Raw genomic sequence first — 17474 nt, 5'->3', positions numbered from 1 at the left:
AACCGCAAAAGAGGTCGCCGCACCCCGCCGATCCGAGAAACCTTCCCGGATCAGGGCCGACAGGGAATGTTCCCTGTCGACCGAGGCAGTGTGCGGCGACCTCTTACTCGTCGCATCAGCAGTGTAAACCGGGCCCACGACACGGTCGGCCGCCAGTTCACCCGACCACCGCCCGGTCCCGTCGACACACCGGATGACGCCGCCACCCTCACGGCCGGGGTGGCGGCGTCATTCGGCTACAGCATCATTCGTCTCTACGGTGCGGGTGTCAGCTGAAGACGCTGCCCGCACCCGAGCCGCTGCCGGTCAACGAACCGAAGTCCAAGCACAGCGACCCGAGACACTTCTCGATCGCGATCACCGACACCGTGCCGTCATCGAAGTTGGTGACGTAGGCGCGGGCCCCGTCCGGGGTGATCGCCACCCCCTGCGGGTTGCTCCCGACCAGGACGGTCTCGACCACGGTGTTGGTGCCGGTGTCGATTACCGACACCGTGCCGTCCGACTGGTTGGTGACGTAGGCGCGGGACCCGTCGGGGGTGACCGCCACCCAGATCGGGCCGATTCCGACCGGGACGGTCGCGGCCACGGTGTTGGTGTTGGTGTCGATCACCGACACCGTGTTGTCATTGATGTTGGTGACGTAGGCGAAGGCCCCGTCCGGGGTGATCGCCACCTCGATCGGGTTGGCCCCGACCGGGATGGGCGGGCCGACCACCAGGTTGGTGCCGGTGTCGATCACCGACACCGTGCCGTCCGACTGGTTGGTGACGTAGGCGAAGGCCCCGTCCGGGGTGATCGCCACCCCCTGCGGGGCGTTCCCGACCGGGATGGGCGGGCCGACCACCAGGTTGGTGCCGGTGTCGATCACCGACACCGTGTTGGCACCGATGTTGGTGACGTAGGCGAAGGCCCCGTTCGGGGTGATCGCCACCCCGAACGGGCTTCCGACCGGGACGGTCGCGGCCACGGTGTTGGTGCCGGTGTCGATCACCGACACCGTGGCGCCATTAAGGTTGGTGACGTAGGCGCGGGACCCGTCCGGGGTGATCGCCACCCCGACCGGGTTGACCCCGACCGGGATGGTGGCGATGACGGTGTCCGCTGCCGCGGTCGCCGCCCCCATTCCGGCCATACCGAGCACCATTGCGACCGTGGCGGTCACCCCGAGCATTACACGTCGGGTGCGTCCCCTGACCGTGGGATACCCGCGAAAACCAGTGTGGCGATTCACATTTTTCTCCTGCCTCAGAGGAACAAAACGGATCAACCGTGCAGTGGCACAACTGGTGATCGGATCCGACTACCAGCCCAGGAGAGGCTAACAACCGAAATCCCGATGTCGTCTCAGGACTCGCCGAAGCACTCACGGCCACTAGACCATTACGAGGCCTGATCGAGCACCCAGCACCCAGCACCCGTGCGGTGCCCCGCACATGTGCTGGGGTGGTCTGCCGCCTCTCCCGTGTGGGTGTCAGCTGAAGACGCTGCCCGCGCCCGAGCCGCTGCCCGTCAACGAGCCGAAGTCGAGGCACAGCGATCCGAGGCACGTCTCGATGGCGATCACCGACACCGTGCCGTCGTCACGGTTGGCGACGTAGGCGTGGGACCCGTCCGGGGTGATCGCCACACCGAGCGGGAAAACCCCGACGGGGACGGTCTCGATGACGGTGTTCCCGGCCGTTTCGATCACCGACACCGAACCGTCGGAACCGTTGGCGACGTAGACGCGGGACCCGTCCGGGGTGATCGCCACTCCGTCCGGGTCGTTCCCGACCGGGACGGTGTCGACGACGGTGTTCCCGGCGGTCTCGATCACCGACACCGAATTGCCGACACGGTTGGTGACGTAGGCGTGGGACCCGTCCGGGGTGATCGCCACCCTTCGGGGGTTGTCTCCGACCGTCACGGTGTCGATGACGGTGTTCCCGGCGGTCTCGATCACCGACACCGAACCGTCACCACTGTTGACGACGTAGGCGTGGGACCCGTCCGGGGTGACCCCCACTCCGAACGGGAAAACCCCGACGGGGACGGTCGTGGCCACGGTGTTGCCGGCGGTCTCGATCACCGACACCGAACCGTCAAAAAGGTTGGTGACGTAAGCGTGGGACCCGTCCGGAGTGACCGCCACCCCGACCGGGCTGTTTCCGACCGCCACAGTCGTGGCCACGGTGTTCCCGGCGGTTTCGATCACCGACACCGAACCGTCACCACTGTTGGTGACGTAAGCGTGGGACCCGTCCGGGGTGACCGCCACCCCGAGGGGGGAAACCCCGACGGGGACGGTCGCGGCCACGGTGTTGCCGGCGGTCTCGATCACCGACACCGTGCCGTCATCAATGTTGGTGACGTAGGCGTGGGACCCGTCCGAGGTGATCGCCACCCCTTGCGGGGCGTTCCCGACGGGGATGGTATCGATGACGGTATCGGCGGCGGCGGTCGCCGCCCCCACCCCGCCCATACCGAGCGCCATCGCGAAAATAGTTGTCACCCCGAGCATCAGACGTCGGGCGCGGCCGCTGACCGTGGGATACACGCGGAAACTCCTGTGGTGATTCACATTTTTCTCCAACCTGAGAGGAACAAAACGGATCAACCGTGCAGTGACGATGGCCGACCTCCGAAGCCTGCACACCAGCCCATCGGAGGCTAACAACCGAAATCCAGATGTCGGCCCAGGACTCGCCGAAGCACTCACGGACACAAGGCCATCCGAGAGGCAGATGGCTGGCGTTCTCAGTCGGCGAGCAGGTCGGGAAGCAGCTCTTCCGGTACGGGTTGGTGTGGGAGGGCGGGCCAGCCGGAGAACGAGCCGTCGGGTTTGGCGTGGGCCATCGGACCGGTTTCGCCGTCGAGGATCACCCGCAGGTGTGGTTCGAGGTGGTGGATCCACCAGGAGGACATTGCGGATGCCTTGTAGGAGACGCGGGCTTCCTCCCACGCGTACCAGAGGATTTTGAGTCGGCCGGCGACCTCGGGGTAGAGCCACCAGCGTTCGTCCCAGGCCAATCCGCCTTCGCCGCCTCCGGCACCGAGGCGGCGGCGGATGACCTGGGTGAAGAAGTCTTCGGCCCACTCGACGACGCTGCCGTACATCGGTTGGGTCTTGCCGCCCTTGCCGTCGCCGCCGTCGCCCTTGCCGTCGCCGCCGTCGCCCTTGCCGTCGCCGCCGTCGCCGTCGCCGTCGGCGGTGTCGGCTACCGCGTTTTCGTTGTTCTCGTCCTCGCCGGGGTCGGTGGGGTCGTAGTCGTCCGGGTTCTGATACCCGGTTTCGTCGGCGGTGTCCCAGCCTGCTTCGGCGGTGTCGAGTTTCATCAGGGTGTTCCTTCCGCGAAGAATTCGGAGTCGAAGATGTCGTCGAGGGTGTGGGCGGGAGCCGGCGGGCCGGTCTGCCCGTCGACCTGATCGGCGGGGAGTGCGCCCAGATCCTTTTCGGTAAGGGTGTCGATACGTGGTATCGGGCCGGTGACCTCCGTCGCCGCAGCCCGGTCGGAGATCCCGGGCGGGAGTGCTTTCTGCTCGGCCCGGTCGACGTCGGCGGCGCATTCGGCGAGTGACCGTGTGATGTCGTCGGCGAAGCGGGTATCGCCCCAAAAGTTCTTCCTGACCAGCAACGGTTTGGATCCGCCCATCGTGACGATCGTCCTCCGCTGTGGGAGTGCCTTGAGTTCGTCGACGGTGAGGATCTTCTCCTTCTGCCAGGACGTGCTGACCGTGGATTGACCATTGCCCAGAATGCCGGCGTCCCGGCTGCGGGATTCGGTCTGCACGTGGTGGTCACCGATCTCGTCGGACAGGGCGGCCAAAAATTCGCGGTCTTGGACGTTGCCGCCGTACCAGAGCATGTTGCAGGCATCGAGCATGCCCGCGAAGTTCGTTTCCCCCCACACCTTCTTCGCTTGCGAGGGCGACTGCAAGATGGTGATCAGGACGATGCCGCGGCTACCGAAGTGGGAGTACCAGTCGGGGAGTTGCTGCAATTTGCAGATGTTCGCGGCCTCGTCGAGGACCATCACCGCCGGGATCGGCAGACGCCCGCTGGTGTGCTGGGCACCGTATTCGAGGGCGGCGTCCCCGATTGCCCCGACCAGGGCCGTGGTGAGCGCGGACGCGGACCCGGGACCGTTCTTGCTCATCGCGTAGACGGTGTCGGTGCTGCGCACGACGTGCTCGATATCGAGTTCGGGCAGGTCGTGGACCTCACGTCCCGGGTTGATGGTGATTCTGCCGTTGCTGCCGGTCCCGATCGTGATCCGAGTGTTAGGCAGGATCGTTTCCTCGTAGCGGGGCTCGTCCAACGTTGAGAGGAACCGGCGGGCCATGTCGTAGAAGCCGTCTCGCTGTTTGGCGTTGACGTTCTGCTTTCCCTGCATCGTGTTCGCCAGATCGGGATACCCGTTCTGGGCCAGCACCTGCACGGGAATCTGGGACTGTGTTTCGCGGGGTTTGTTGGAGGTGCCCAGGAGGAAGCCGGGGGCATAGCACATCGCCGGAATCGCCAGTGTCGCCAACTATCCCGTCCTCGACCCCGCGATGGCCAGCGGGAAACGTTGTCCGAGAGCCGGGTGCCCAAAACGACGATGAGCCCGATCAACCCGGACAGCACCGTCGCCCCGGCGAGTTGCTGAAAGCCTTCGGTGGAAACGTCACGAATGGTGCCCGACCGGGCCATCATCAACCGGATGCCGAGGAACATCAACGACACGGTCAAGAACGCGACCTGAAGCCAGTAGGTGTACTGCGTGATTTCCCCGAGCGTGGCCATGAACGCGGTTTCGTCCTGGCCGGGAATGGTGATCCACCAGCCAAGAGCGAACTTGAGCACTGACACACCGGCGTCACCGAAGCTCAACCCGACAGTCTCGAATGCCCCCGACGCCGCATTCTTGATAAACTCACCCGCCGCATCGACAACGGTCTGAACGCCTTCTGTGCAGCTGGGAAGCTCAGTTCCGGTGGCACCTCCGATGAGCTCGACCCCGGTCTGTATGCCGTCGCCGAGCACCGCAACTGCGGAACACATCGCGAGATCACCGAGGGTGTCGCCCGCCGTGAGACCGGCGTCTTCCTAAGCGAGGGCAGCCGGCGCGGTGCCGACCAGGGTGGAGACATTCACGATCTTGCCCATGGCGTTCTGGCTCATGTTGTGATCCTGCCGTGCGTGCTCAAAACCGAAGGCGCCGTATCCGTCCCATTTCATGCATCCAGGCGGCCCTCTCGAAGAAGGACCACCACGCCATAGCCGTCCTCAAACGCCGCCGCTGCAGACATTCCCGCTGGTCGAATTACCCATGTGTGATTTGTGACTAATAGTTCCAAAAGAGTCAGATGTGTCGTACGGTGCAATTGGCGCTCTTGGGGAAGAAGTGTCACAGACTGGTGATTGATATCCAGAGTGACGATGACTCCGCATTGATCGGGGTCGTCCGAACTCGCCCAAGGGGTGTCTGCTGGATTTCTCCCCACAGCGAGCACAGCGATGTGCGAGAGGTTTCGCGCGACGCAACTGCGTGGTCGGTGCAGAACCGAGGGAGAAAGTTGTGAAGCGACAAGCACGATGTGGAGTGAGGCACCGTAAGATTTCAGGTGGACGTCGTCGCGGTGTGCGTCTTCTGATCGGATTGGGCATCGTCGGCGCCCTGGTCGGGGGGACACCCGGTCTAGCCACCGCACTGCCGCCTCCGCCCCCGAATCCGTCGGATTCCGCGATCGCCCAGGCCCAGGGTCGGGTGATCGCGGGTGTGGGTCAGGTCAGCGATCTAATAGAGCAGGTGGCATCGGCGGACCAGCAACTTGCGCAACTCGACAACAAGGTCGCGATCAAGCGTGAGGACGTCAACAAGGCTCTGGTCGATCTGCAGAACGCGCGGAGCGCCGCCGACGTCGCGGCGGGCGCCGTTGCGGTATCACAGCAGGCGTTGCGTGACGCCGGCACGCAGATCGAACTCGTGCAGAAGGACTTCGACCAGTACGCCCGGTCGAGTTACATTCGGGGCACCAATGTTTCGGCGATCTCAACGTATCTCGGTGCGCAGGGGCCTGGCGACGTCTTAGATCGCGCGCTGGTTCTGAAACTCCTGGCCACGAGCCAGAAGTCGGTGCTCGACGGCCTGCAACGGGCACGTACCGAGCAAGCCAACCGGGATTCCGCGGCCCGAGAAGCCAAACAGCAGGCGGACGCGGCCGCCGATCGAGCAGTGGTGATGAAGTCGGTTGCCGAGCAGGCGATCGAGGTGGCGCGGTCCGCACTGCAGGATCAGGAAGTCGTGAAGGCGCAGATCGAGAACAACCGCGCGGCCGTGCAGGCCCAACTCGACGCCGCCCGAGGCAACGTCGCAGGTCTGCAGGGCCAGCGTGAAGCGTATGCGACTTGGGACGAGCAGCGCCGCGCCGAGGAGGCGCAGCGGGCCGCGCTCGCCGCGGCAGCACAGGAGGCTGCTGAGCAGGCTGCGGCACGGGCCGCAGCCAACGAGGCGGCGCAGCAGCGCGCCGCGGTACTCGCCGAGGGACAGCGTTCGCACACGACGATCGACGAGGATGCGGGGAAGTACACGGGGGACGACTCGACCGACAAGGTGGCGACACCCCCGAAATCACCCCCGAAATCAAAGCCTTCGGGAGGCGCCCGACCGACCGGAAGTGCGGCCATCGAAACCGCGATCGATCGCGGCCTGTCCCAGTTGGGTGTCCAGTACGCCTGGGGAGGTGGCGACGCGAACGGGCCTACCAAGGGGATCAGGGACGGTGGCGTCGCCGACAGTTACGGCGACTTCAACAAGGTCGGCTTCGACTGTTCAGGCCTGATGATCTATGCCTTCGCCGGAATCGGCATCTCCCTTCCGCACTACTCGGGCTATCAGTACACGGCAGGCAAACAGGTGCCCTCGAAGGAGATGAGGCGCGGTGACATGATCTTCTACGGACCGAACGCCAGTCGGCACGTTGCCCTGTACCTCGGTGGCGGTGAGATGCTCGAAGCTCCGCAATCCGGATCGCGCGTCAAAATTTCGCCGGTGCGGTGGGATGGCATGACCCCCTACGCTGTCCGTATGGTGTCTTGATCCATGATGTCGATGTCGTAGTCTGCGGTGAGGATCGCGCGTGGTTGGCGGCGGGGGTTGCTTGCACCTGGAATAGTTGAGCAAGTACGTGTAGTGGCGGAACAAAATAGGTGGAAGCGGTGGATTCTTGGTGACCTCACGTGATGATGCGGTGTCGGAGGGTGTGGGCGGGGAGTCACCCGCACAGGCCGCTCCCGAAAGTGTGAAGAACGGCGATACGGGAAACGGATCGGGTCCCCAGAGCGCCACTGAGTCGAATGCACCCTCACAGAAGTCCGGCCCACCTGCCGCTCCGACGGTATCCGCCACACCCAGTCTCGCGACCGACGTCCAGATATTGGAACGGGCGATCTATGAGGTCAAGCGCGTGATCGTCGGGCAGGATCGGCTCGTGGAGCGGATCCTGGTGGGTCTGCTGGCGAAGGGCCACGTGCTACTCGAGGGTGTGCCCGGTGTCGCGAAGACCCTGGCCGTCGAGACGTTCGCGCAGGTGGTTGGCGGCTCCTTCTCGCGTGTCCAGTTCACACCCGACCTGGTGCCCACCGACCTCATCGGTACGCGAATCTACCGGCAGGGCCGCGAAGAGTTCGACACCGAACTCGGACCTGTCGTCGCGAACTTCGTTCTCGCCGACGAGATCAACCGCGCGCCTGCGAAAGTGCAGTCGGCTCTGCTCGAGGTCATGGCCGAGCGGCACCTGTCGATCGGCGGCAAGCGGTACCACATGCCCGACCCGTTCCTGGTCATGGCGACGCAGAACCCGATCGAGAACGAGGGCGTCTACCCATTGCCCGAGGCGCAGCGCGACCGCTTCCTGTTCAAGATCCTCGTCGACTACCCCACGGTCGAGGAGGAGCGCGAGATCGTCTATCGGATGGGTGTCGCCGCACCGGTGCCCCACCAGGTACTCGATCCCCAGGAACTTGTCCGCCTCCAGAAGGTCGCGAGCGGCGTTTTCGTCCATCATGCGCTTGTCGATTACGTGGTTCGGGTGATCGCCGCCACGCGTACACCGATCGAGTTCGGTCTACCGGATGTCGACGGCTGGATTGCGTACGGTGCGTCTCCCCGCGCCACGTTGGGCATCATTTCCTCGGCGCGTGCTCTCGCGTTGTTGCGCGGCCGCGACTATGTCGTGCCCCAGGATGTGCTCGACGTCATCCCCGACGTGCTGCGTCACCGTCTTGTGCTGTCGTACGACGCGCTGGCCGACGAGGTGACCCCCGACGTCGTCATCTCGCGTGTTCTACAGACTGTGGGTCTCCCGCAGATCTCTGCCCAGCCGACGACGCTTCCCACGGTCGCCGGTCATGACGGATCTTCCGGTCAGCCCGCATCGGTAGCCGGACCGACGGCGATGAGCCAGTCACGGTGAGTGCGCGCACTGCCGGTGTTCCGAACGCAGGCCCGCCACCGTCGTTTCGCTCCGGAAATCTTCGTGACCCCGAGCTCTCCGCCGCGCTGCGGACGCTGGAACTGACCGTGCGCCGTCGTCTCGACGGCGTGCTTCACGGTGATCATTTCGGCCTGATCCCGGGTCCCGGCTCGGAGCCGGGAGATGCGCGCGAGTATCAGCCCGGCGACGACGTGCGTCAGATGGACTGGTCAGTGACTGCTCGGACGACGCACCCGCACGTCCGTCAATCGGTGGCGGACAGGGAACTCGAGACTTGGCTCGTCGTCGACCTGTCGTCCAGCCTCGATTTCGGTACCGCAGGCTGTGAGAAGCGCGATCTGGTGGTGGCGGCAGCGGCTGCCGTGACGCATCTGACCAGTGGTGGTGGCAACCGGATCGGGGCGATCGTCTCGACCGGCCATCAGACCACCCGCATCCCGGCGCGCGGCGGTCGGACCCATGTACAGGCGATGTTGCGGAAGATCGCGACGACCCCACACGCCCCGGACGGGGTTCGAGGGGACCTGCAGGGTGCGGTGGAGTCTCTGCGGCGACCGCAGCGTCGGCGCGGTCTGGCCGTCGTCATCAGTGACTTTCTGGGACCGATCGACTGGGAGCGATCCCTGCGGGCGATCTCGGGACGCCACGATCTGCTGGGTGTCGAGGTTCTCGACCCGAGAGATCTTGAACTACCCGACCTGGGGGATGTAGTGCTGCACGATCCGGAGTCCGGACGTACTCGAGAGTTCACGACCACACCTCAACTGCGTGCCGATTTTGCGCGGGCGGCAGACGAGCACCGATTGCAGGTGTCGCAGGCGCTGCGCCGGTGCAGCGCTCCGATGCTGAGTCTGCGGACGGACCGGGACTGGATCTCGGATGTCGTACGCTTCGTGGCCGCCCGCAAGCACAGTTTCGGGACCACGATGAATCAGGGTTCGCGGAATCAGGGGTCGCGCCGGTGAGCCTGTCCCAGTTCACGACACCGTGGTGGTTGCTGTTCCTCCTGATCGTCATCGCGCTGGTCGTGGGGTACGTGTGGGTGCAACGTCAGCGGCACAAGCACACACTCCGTTTCACGAACTTCGATCTTCTCGAACGGGTTGCGCCGTCGAGGCCGGGACGGACCCGACACATCCCGGCTCTTCTCATGGTGCTGGCGTTGGTGTTCTTCAGCGTCGCGCTGGCAGGTCCCACCGCGGACAAGCGGGTTCCGCGGAACCGGGCCACGGTAATCCTCGTCATCGACGTGTCGCTGTCGATGAAGGCGACCGATGTGGAGCCGACCAGGCTCGCCGCGGCGCAAGAGGCTGCGAAGTCGTTCGCCGACGGTCTCACACCGGGAATCAACCTCGGTCTCGTTTCCTTCGCGGGTACGGCGTCGGTGCTGGTTTCGCCGACGACGAACAGGGATGCTACGAAGGTCGCGATCGACCATCTCCAATTGAGCGAACGCACGGCCACCGGGGAGGCCATCTTCACGTCGCTGCAGTCGATCGACACGCTGGCCGCGGTGCTCGGCGGCGGCGATCAGGCTCCACCTGCCCGTATCGTGTTGCTGTCGGACGGCAAGCAGACGGTGCCCGAGAATGAGGACGACCCGCGTGGCGGATTCACGGCCGCACGGCAGGCGAGGGATGAGAACGTTCCCATTTCGACCATCTCATTCGGGACGAGTTACGGCACGGTTGAGATCGAGCAGCAGCGCATCCCGGTGCCTGTCGACGACCCCTCGCTGCGGGAGATCGCAGATCTCTCCGGTGGCAGTTTCTTTACCGCCTCGAGTCTCGAGGAGTTGCGGGATGTCTACGACACGCTCGAGGAACAGATCGGATTCGAGACCACGCGCGGCGACGCCAGCCGACCCTGGCTCGTGCTGGGGGTCCTGTCCGCGACCGCCGGGCTGATACTTGCGCTGGTCCTGCGTCAACGGCTGCCGTGACCACTGCTCCACCCCGCGGGTGCATTCAATTCCGACATTTCTGAACAGATAGGTTGATTCCCATGTCTAACCCACACATTAGTGACGCGCCGGTCAGAACGGTGTCCACTCCGCGTTCGGTACTCGTCACGGGCGGTAACCGCGGGATCGGCCTCGCTGTCGCGCAGCGTCTCGCGGAAGACGGACACAAGGTCGCCGTCACGCACCGAGGATCGGGCGTGCCCGACGGTCTGTTCGGCGTCAAGTGCGACGTCACCGACTCTGCCTCCGTCGACCGCGCCTTCAAAGAAGCCGAAGCGCATCAGGGGCCGATCGAGGTCCTCGTCGCCAACGCCGGTATCACCGATGACACGCTGATCATGCGGATGACCGAGGAGCAATTCACCTCGGTCGTCGACGCCAACCTCACCGGCGCGTTCCGGGTGGCGAAGCGGGCCACCCGCTCGATGCTGCGGGCACGTTTCGGCCGATTCGTGTTCCTCGGGTCCGTCGTTGGGCTCGCCGGCGGCCCCGGACAGGTGAATTACGCGGCCTCGAAGGCCGGCGTGGTCGGCATCGCCCGTTCGCTGACTCGCGAACTGGGCTCTCGTTCGATCACCGCCAACGTGGTGGCACCGGGATTCATCGACACCGACATGACCGCGGTGCTGGACGACAAGTACAAGGACATGATCACCGGCGCCGTTCCGCTGCAGCGGCAGGGCAAGCCGGAGGAGGTGGCCGCTGTGGTGAGCTTCCTGGCGTCCGACGACTCCGCGTATGTCTCCGGCGCGGTGATCCCCGTCGACGGCGGCCTTGGCATGGGTCACTAGACCGCACACTGTTTGCTACCCGGACTCATTCATCACAGGAGGACCCCAATGGGCGGATTGCTCGAAGGTAAGACCATTCTCGTCACCGGCATCATCACGGACGCGTCGATCGCGTTTCACGTGGCCAAAGTCGCCCAGGAGCAGGGCGCCAAGGTGATCATCACCGGATTCGACCGGCTCCGGTTGATTGACCGCATCGCGCAGCGCCTGCCGCAACCGGTGCCGCCGGCCCTCGAACTCGACGTACAGAACCCCGAGCACCTCGCGAGCCTCGCTGATCGGATCCGTGAGATCGCCCCGGAAGGGGTTGATGGTGTCGTACACTCGATCGCCTTCGCTCCGCGGTCCTGCCTGGGCAGCCCGTTCTTCGACGCGCCGTGGTCCGATGTCGGGGTGGCGTTCGAGGTGTCGGCCTACTCGTACGCGTCGTTGTCGAAGGCTCTACTGCCCGTGCTGAACGACAACGCGTCGATCGTCGGTATGGACTTCGATCCGGCCCGCGCGGTCCCGTTCTACAACTGGATGGGCGTCGCGAAGGCAACACTCGAGTCGGTGAACCGCTACGTCGCCAAGGAGGTGGGCGAACGCGGTATCCGCTCGAACCTTGTCGCGGCAGGCCCGATCAAGACCCTCGCAGCCAAGGCCATCGCCGGTACCGCCACCGATGACGCCAAGCAACTGGACGAACTCAACACGGCATGGGACGAGCGCGCGCCCATCGGCTGGAACGTCGACGACCCGGAACCGGTCGCCAAGACCGTCTGCACCGTGCTTTCCGACTGGCTGCCCGGCACCACAGCCTCGATCATCTACGTCGACGGCGGCGCCCACGCGATGGCCGGCTAGGACCCCACTCGAAGAGTGCGCCCCGATCGACACCACGAAGGATGGGCATCATGAGCGCTGTGAATTCGACGGACGGATTCGAGACGCAGTTCGACGCCCTGCTCGTGTTGTCCTTCGGGGGCCCGGAGAAGCCCGACGACGTGCGCCCCTTTCTCGAGAACGTCACCCGAGGCAGGGGGGTGCCGCCCGAACGCCTGGACGCCGTCGCCGAGCACTACATGCACTTCGGGGGTGTGTCGCCGATCAACGCTCTCAACCGAGACATCATTGCCCGCGTCGAGATCGAAATGGCAAGTGCCGGAATCGATGTCCCGGTTTACTTCGGAAACCGAAACTGGCATCCGACAGCCGAGGACACCGTCTCGCGGATGGCTGGCGACGGCGTGACTTCGGCTCTCGTGTTCCCCACCTCCGCATGGGGCGGGTACTCGGGTTGCCGCCAGTACCACGAGGACATTTCGCGGGCGCGCGCCGCGGCCGGCGATGGAGCGCCGGCACTCGTGAAATTGCGGCACTACTACGACCATCCGCTGCTTCTCGACGCAATGGCCGACGCGGTACGTGCCGCCCGTGAGGAGTTGCCCGCCGCGAACCGTGACATTGCTCGGGTGGTGTTCACCGCCCACTCGATTCCCACCTCGGCCGACGCGACCGGAGGCCCGCCCGAGGCAGGCGGTCACCTATACAGCAGGCAGGTCGCCGAGGCTGCGCGGCTGGTGGCGCAGATCCTGGGCTTGGACGACTACGACCTGGTGTGGCAGTCCCGTTCCGGGCCGCCGCAGGTGCCGTGGCTCGAACCCGACATCGTGGACCACCTCGACGAACTCCACGTCCGGGGGGCGGGCGGCGTGATCGTCGTACCCGTGGGGTTCGTGTCCGATCATCTCGAGGTGGTGTGGGACCTGGACACCGAGGCCAGGGGTCGCGCCGCCGAACACGGCATGGCCTTTGCCCGCGCTGCGACCGCCGGCACCGATCCCCGCTTCGCGCAACTCGTGGTCGACTTGGTGAGGGAACGGTTCTCGGGCGAGACTCCACGCCGCACCGGCATCGAGCCGCTGCTCGGCGCGGGATGCAACGGGCAGTTGTGTGTGCCTGGATGCTGTGCGCTGCCGGAGCGTCGACGTCCAGTGAACTGATCACCGAGCCCCGCGACGTCCAACATCCGTTTCCCGGTTTCCGCGGGTTTGCTCGGACGGCGGTCTCAGACTTCGGTGGTCGCGGCCCCGTTGATCGCGGCGGCGCGCGCCGAGCGGACCGCCGACCAGAGTGGGCGCAGGAGGTCTTCGATGGCGACGGCACCGGTTGCGCTCACAGTGCGGCCGGGTGCCGATTTCTCGGCGACCACGAGGATGGCGGCCACCTGATCGGCGGAATCCAGGATCCGGACCGCGCGTGCCGGCATCTCGGTGGGGTATCGGTGGCCGGCGGTGCGGGCCATTGCGCCCGCGATGAGCACCCGCGGGTCGGCGTCGGAACCGGTCTCGAGCAGGTTGAGGGTTTCGAGCGCCGTTGCGGCGTCCCGCACCGCCTCCCGCATGCTGTATTCGGCCTCGCCGAGGCCGGGGTGATGAAGGCCGACAGGGATACGGTCGATGGTGTACGCAGTCCACCGGAGCACGTCCGGTCCTTCCACGTGCGGGACCAGTCCCACACCGGGTCGCCCTGGCGTGCCGATCAGAATCCCCTCACAGGCGTCGACAGCCGCGGTCGCGAATTCCGTTCCCGCCGGGAGCCCGCGCACATCGCCGGGGCCGGGAAGTACCAGGCGCAACTGTGATCCCGGGTCCGCCGCAGCCCGTCGAATGGACGGCAGCAGGGCGGCGACCCCGTCGTCGCGAGGATCGGGCCACGGCAACCCGGTGCGCTCCGCCGTCGCCTGGTTCTCCGCCCACACCAGATGCATCGGCGCCCACGCGTGCAGGGCGTCGATGACGTCGTCGGGGGCACTGTTCCCGGCGAGCCAAGAACTGGCCCACATGGTGAGAGTCGCGCTGGGTGAAGTCACGATAAACGAGCATAGGTCGGCGTGGCGCCGTGCGCGTCACCGCGCCGCTGGCATAACGTCACCGCGGTGAGCGGAGGCGACAGATACGGCGACATCTTTTCCGGACATCTCCGGAAGAGGAAGCAGGTGGTTCCCACGGTGGCCGCGGACCGCGACCTGGTAGTCGAGGATGCGGGCACCGGTTTCTGTGGTGCAGTGGTGGGGTTCGAGAGGACGTACGACGGCGACTTCGTCCGGTTGGAGGACGGTGCCAGCCGGACCCGGTTGTTCGCGATGCGTGAGGCGGCGTTCCTGATCGACGGCACGCCGGTGACTCTGGCGCGGCCGACACCGAAGTCGCCCGGTCCGGCACGGACGAAATCTGCGTCGGGCTCCACCAAGGTGGAGGGGCTGCGTGCGCGGACGGCTCTGGAGAGCCGCATCTGGGTGGAGGGCGTCCACGACGCCGCCCTCGTGGAACGCGTGTGGGGTCACGACCTCCGCGTCGAGGGTGTCGTCGTTGAACATCTCGAGGGACTCGACAATCTCGCGGATCGGCTGGGAGAATTCCGTCCCGGCCCAGGTCGGCGCGTCGGAGTGCTCGTCGATCACTTGGTGACCGGCTCGAAGGAGACCCACCTGACCGAGGGGCTCGGGCCCCACGTGCTGGTGACAGGGCATCCGTTCATCGATGTCTGGGAAGCCGTCCGACCTTCGACGGTGGGCATCGACGCGTGGCCGAAGATCCCGCGTGGTGAGGATTGGAAGACGGGTGTGTGTAGGCAGTTGGGCTGGGGGACTCCGCGGGACGGTTGGCGGCGAATCTATTCTGCCGTCAACAATTTCCGCGATCTGGAAGCGCCGCTGATCGGAGCGGTCGAACAACTGGTCGACTTCGTCACCGTCGGTTCCGGAGAGTCTGGTTAGATGGTGTTGTGGCTGCATTGATTTGGCTAATAGCGGGTGTCCTGCTCGCTGCCGCGGAGGCCTTGACCGGGGATTTCTTCCTTCTCATGCTTGCGGGCGGCGCCTTGGCCACCGCCGGCGTGACGGCGATTGTGGACTTTCCGGTCTGGATCGACGCGGTGATCTTCGGGGTGCTCTCAATCTCACTGATCCTCGGAGTGCGGCCGGTTTTGTTGCGCAGGTTCGCAAAACCGCCGGCCATTCAGATCGGGATGGAGGCGCTCTCGGGGAAGCAAGCATTGGTCCTCGAGGAGGTCGCGGAGCACGGCGGGCAGATCAAGTTGGATGACGGAGACGTGTGGACGGCCCGCCCGCTGGACACCACCGAGGTGTACCCACCGGGAACGACCGTGACGGTAATGCAAATTGACGGCGCAACTGCCGTCGTATGGAGAGGACCTTAGATGAATCCAGCGCTCATCGTGCTGATCGTGCTCGTGTTGTTCATTGCCTTGGTGGTGTCCAAGTCGGTGGCCCTGGTGCCGCAGGCCGAGGCTGCGGTGGTCGAGCGCCTCGGCCGGTACTCGCGGACGATATCGGGGCAGTTGTCGTTCCTCGTCCCGTTCGCGGACCGCATTCGCGCCAGGGTGGATCTGCGCGAACGGGTGGTGTCTTTCCCGCCCCAGCCGGTGATCACCAAGGACAACCTGACGCTCAACATCGATACCGTCGTGTACTTCCAGGTGACCAACCCGCAGTCCGCGGTGTACGAGATCAGCAATTACATCGTCGGTGTGGAGCAGCTGACCACCACCACTCTGCGCAACGTCGTCGGTGGCATGACGCTCGAGGAAACCCTGACCTCCCGTGACTCGATCAACGGCCAGTTGCGCGGCGTTCTGGACGAGGCCACCGGGCGATGGGGCCTGCGCGTCGCCCGCGTGGAACTCAAGAGCATCGACCCGCCGCCGTCGATCCAGGAGTCGATGGAGAAGCAGATGAAAGCGGACCGTGAGAAGCGGGCCACCATCCTCACCGCCGAGGGACACCGTGAGTCGGCGATCAAGACGGCGGAGGGCGACAAGCAGAGCCGCATCCTCGCCGCGGAGGGCGGCAAGCAGGCGTCGATCCTCACCGCTGAAGGTGAGCGGCAGTCCCGCATCCTGCGGGCGCAGGGTGACCGGGCCGCCAAGTACCTGGAGGCGCAGGGCCAGGCAAAGGCAATCGAAAAGGTCTTCGCCGCAATCAAATCCGGCAAGCCCACCCCCGAACTCCTCGCCTACCAGTACATGCAGACCCTGCCGCAGATGGCGCAGGGTGATGCGAACAAGGTGTGGATGGTGCCGAGCGACTTCGGCGACGCACTCAAGGGGTTCGCGAAGAACCTCGGCGCACAGGGCACGGACGGTGTGTTCCGCTACGAGCCGTCCAAGATGGAGGAGGATCTGCCGAAGCCCGAGGACGATTCGGCAGAGGTTGCCGAATGGTTCGAGACGAAGTCCGACCCCGCGATCGCGCAGGCTGTGCGTGCGGCCGAGATGGAGGCACGCAAGCCGGTCGCGAGCCCCGGATCGCTGGGCACAAAGGCTGGCTCTGGCGAGCAGGCTCCACTCGAAGGTGGCGGGTCGCCGGGACAGCTACCACCACCGGCCAACACCTGACTCGCTCCCGAACCCAGGCTTTGCGACTACTACCCAAACGGACGTCCGGCGAGGCTACCGGGGGCGGGGTCAGTGTCATCAGGGTCTGTAAGGCACCTGTGGGCCAGTCGCGCGAAAAGTAGCCATAATAGGTGACGCCGAACGGCGTTTTGCCGCCGGTGATTTTTTGTCTGTGTGATGGATGAGGGCGGCTACGGCAGGTTCGATGCGTTCTCTCGGGTCGAGTTGGGACGGTTCTTCCATCTGGACGGTGAGGGCCGTCGCCTTGTCGCGGCGCCGGGCTACAGCCGTTTGGGTTTCGCCGTGCAGGTTGTCACGGCCCATCTCCGGGGCATGTCCCTGCTTCACCCGCTTGACGTACCATCGGAGCTGGTGGACTACCTCGCCGAGCAGTTGAATATCGAAGATCCGTCCTGTGTGAAGCGCTACACCGACCGGCGGATGACCCGACCCGTGTCCAACAGTGCCACGTTCGTGTCGGCCCCGAAGTCGGTCACCAACCGGTCGAGGGCGGCTGCGTAGGTGGCGCGGGCGTTCGCCACCGAGACGGTGCCCAGAAACACCGCCACCGCATCGGCCAACCGCACCGCGCTCACCCAGCTTCCTCCCGCGCTTAGTTTCCCGAGTCGACCGCCTGGAACCGTCCGTCGCGCCAGTCCGACATCGACTCTGCCACACATAGTGCGCTGCAATCTGCGGCAAATCCTTAGCGCTACTTTTCGCGTCACTATCCCTCAGGTGCCGAATCCCACTCCTCTGCCAGAATCAAATCCATGTCCGATTCTAATGTTGAGCTTGCGGCCGGTTCCAGGGTCAGATTGAAATTCCCAGTTGCCGGAGTCCCGTGAAAATCCGAAATG

The 17474-nt window shown here is 65.3% G+C and carries 17 protein-coding genes and 1 pseudogene; 11 read left to right on the top strand and 7 right to left on the bottom strand.

Annotated features, from left to right (window positions below):
- Nucleotides 1-268: 268 nt before the first annotated feature.
- The 5 genes from RM2_RS09910 to RM2_RS25605 all read right to left on the bottom strand — a co-directional run bounded on the left by RM2_RS09910 (nucleotide 269) and on the right by RM2_RS25605 (nucleotide 5203).
- Nucleotides 269-1234 (bottom strand): beta-propeller fold lactonase family protein, encoded by a 966-nt coding sequence (locus tag RM2_RS09910; protein WP_307718085.1) that lies wholly within the window; start codon nucleotides 1232-1234, stop codon nucleotides 269-271.
- 240 nt (nucleotides 1235-1474) lie between these two features.
- Nucleotides 1475-2563 carry a beta-propeller fold lactonase family protein gene (locus tag RM2_RS09905; protein ID WP_245813814.1) on the bottom strand — a complete coding sequence of 363 codons (1089 nt, stop codon included), beginning with the start codon at nucleotides 2561-2563 and terminating at the stop codon, nucleotides 1475-1477.
- Nucleotides 2564-2739: 176 nt separating this feature from the next.
- Nucleotides 2740-3318 carry a DUF4913 domain-containing protein gene (locus tag RM2_RS09900; RefSeq protein ID WP_084721711.1) on the bottom strand — a complete coding sequence of 193 codons (579 nt, stop codon included), beginning with the start codon at nucleotides 3316-3318 and terminating at the stop codon, nucleotides 2740-2742.
- Entirely contained in the window at nucleotides 3318-4514 is a 1197-nt protein-coding gene (locus RM2_RS09895; protein ID WP_072688710.1) for a type IV secretory system conjugative DNA transfer family protein, read from the bottom strand. Before RM2_RS09895 ends, RM2_RS09900 begins: the two co-directional genes overlap by 1 nt.
- Before the next feature lie 557 nt (nucleotides 4515-5071).
- Nucleotides 5072-5203, bottom strand: a complete 132-nt coding sequence (locus tag RM2_RS25605; RefSeq protein WP_281250406.1) for a hypothetical protein — start codon at nucleotides 5201-5203, stop codon at nucleotides 5072-5074.
- 364 nt (nucleotides 5204-5567) lie between these two features.
- On the opposite strand from RM2_RS25605, the gene RM2_RS09890 reads away from it, so the two are divergent.
- The 7 genes from RM2_RS09890 to RM2_RS09860 all read left to right on the top strand — a co-directional run bounded on the left by RM2_RS09890 (nucleotide 5568) and on the right by RM2_RS09860 (nucleotide 13199).
- Nucleotides 5568-7064: an NlpC/P60 family protein gene (locus RM2_RS09890; protein WP_169846701.1), complete on the top strand. Its 1497-nt coding sequence runs from the start codon at nucleotides 5568-5570 to the stop codon at nucleotides 7062-7064.
- Between the two features lie 202 nt (nucleotides 7065-7266).
- On the top strand, nucleotides 7267-8439 hold the full coding sequence (locus RM2_RS09885) for an AAA family ATPase (protein WP_072688889.1): 1173 nt from the start codon (nucleotides 7267-7269) through the stop codon (nucleotides 8437-8439).
- A complete protein-coding gene (locus tag RM2_RS09880) occupies nucleotides 8436-9425 on the top strand; it encodes a DUF58 domain-containing protein (protein ID WP_072688707.1) in 990 nt (329 codons plus the stop codon). The genes RM2_RS09885 and RM2_RS09880 overlap by 4 nt, the downstream gene beginning before the upstream one ends.
- Nucleotides 9422-10402, top strand: a complete 981-nt coding sequence (locus tag RM2_RS09875) for a VWA domain-containing protein (RefSeq protein WP_072688705.1) — start codon at nucleotides 9422-9424, stop codon at nucleotides 10400-10402. Before RM2_RS09880 ends, RM2_RS09875 begins: the two co-directional genes overlap by 4 nt.
- 62 nt (nucleotides 10403-10464) lie before the next feature.
- Nucleotides 10465-11214 carry a 3-oxoacyl-ACP reductase FabG1 gene (gene fabG1, locus RM2_RS09870; protein WP_072688704.1) on the top strand — a complete coding sequence of 250 codons (750 nt, stop codon included), beginning with the start codon at nucleotides 10465-10467 and terminating at the stop codon, nucleotides 11212-11214.
- A gap of 48 nt (nucleotides 11215-11262) precedes the next feature.
- Nucleotides 11263-12060 (top strand): NADH-dependent enoyl-ACP reductase InhA, encoded by a 798-nt coding sequence (gene inhA, locus RM2_RS09865; protein WP_072688702.1) that lies wholly within the window; start codon nucleotides 11263-11265, stop codon nucleotides 12058-12060.
- A 41-nt stretch (nucleotides 12061-12101) separates the two neighbouring features.
- A complete protein-coding gene (locus tag RM2_RS09860) occupies nucleotides 12102-13199 on the top strand; it encodes a ferrochelatase (protein ID WP_072688700.1) in 1098 nt (365 codons plus the stop codon).
- A gap of 65 nt (nucleotides 13200-13264) precedes the next feature.
- Here the strand turns inward: RM2_RS09860 and RM2_RS09855 are convergent, their stop codons facing one another.
- Nucleotides 13265-14068, bottom strand: a complete 804-nt coding sequence (locus RM2_RS09855; RefSeq protein WP_072688699.1) for an Rv1486c family protein — start codon at nucleotides 14066-14068, stop codon at nucleotides 13265-13267.
- A gap of 66 nt (nucleotides 14069-14134) precedes the next feature.
- Here RM2_RS09855 and RM2_RS09850 point away from each other — a divergent pair, with 66 nt between their 5' ends.
- The 4 genes and pseudogenes from RM2_RS09850 to RM2_RS25140 all read left to right on the top strand — a co-directional run.
- Nucleotides 14135-14974, top strand: coding sequence for a DUF3097 domain-containing protein (locus RM2_RS09850; RefSeq protein WP_072688888.1), 840 nt, complete (start codon nucleotides 14135-14137; stop codon nucleotides 14972-14974).
- Nucleotides 14975-14982: 8 nt separating this feature from the next.
- Nucleotides 14983-15417: an NfeD family protein gene (locus RM2_RS09845; protein WP_072688697.1), complete on the top strand. Its 435-nt coding sequence runs from the start codon at nucleotides 14983-14985 to the stop codon at nucleotides 15415-15417.
- On the top strand, nucleotides 15418-16614 hold the full coding sequence (locus tag RM2_RS09840; RefSeq protein ID WP_072688695.1) for an SPFH domain-containing protein: 1197 nt from the start codon (nucleotides 15418-15420) through the stop codon (nucleotides 16612-16614). It begins immediately after the preceding gene.
- A 177-nt stretch (nucleotides 16615-16791) separates the two neighbouring features.
- Nucleotides 16792-17004: pseudogene (locus tag RM2_RS25140) on the top strand (DUF4158 domain-containing protein); the annotation flags it as partial.
- Nucleotides 17005-17039: 35 nt separating this feature from the next.
- Here RM2_RS25140 and RM2_RS25135 read toward each other — a convergent pair.
- Nucleotides 17040-17210: a hypothetical protein gene (locus RM2_RS25135; protein WP_245813830.1), complete on the bottom strand. Its 171-nt coding sequence runs from the start codon at nucleotides 17208-17210 to the stop codon at nucleotides 17040-17042.
- Between the last annotated feature and the right edge of the window lie 264 nt (nucleotides 17211-17474).

The sequence above is a fragment of the Rhodococcus marinonascens NBRC 14363 genome, from assembly GCF_001894885.1.
Classification (GTDB): domain Bacteria; phylum Actinomycetota; class Actinomycetes; order Mycobacteriales; family Mycobacteriaceae; genus Rhodococcus_F; species Rhodococcus_F marinonascens.
Note: the sequence above shows the minus strand (reverse complement) of the source record. Positions and strands in the feature narration are given on the sequence as shown.

What these genes read in the sequence shown, in the direction of transcription:
- RM2_RS09900 (WP_084721711.1), bottom strand. Translation starts at nt 3,318, where the DNA reads ATGAAACTCGACACCGCCGAAGCAGGCTGGGACACCGCCGACGAAACC.
- RM2_RS25605 (WP_281250406.1), bottom strand. Translation starts at nt 5,203, where the DNA reads ATGAAATGGGACGGATACGGCGCCTTCGGTTTTGAGCACGCACGGCAG.
- fabG1 (WP_072688704.1), top strand. Translation starts at nt 10,465, where the DNA reads ATGTCTAACCCACACATTAGTGACGCGCCGGTCAGAACGGTGTCCACT.
- inhA (WP_072688702.1), top strand. Translation starts at nt 11,263, where the DNA reads ATGGGCGGATTGCTCGAAGGTAAGACCATTCTCGTCACCGGCATCATC.
- RM2_RS09860 (WP_072688700.1), top strand. Translation starts at nt 12,102, where the DNA reads ATGGGCATCATGAGCGCTGTGAATTCGACGGACGGATTCGAGACGCAG.
- RM2_RS09840 (WP_072688695.1), top strand. Translation starts at nt 15,418, where the DNA reads ATGAATCCAGCGCTCATCGTGCTGATCGTGCTCGTGTTGTTCATTGCC.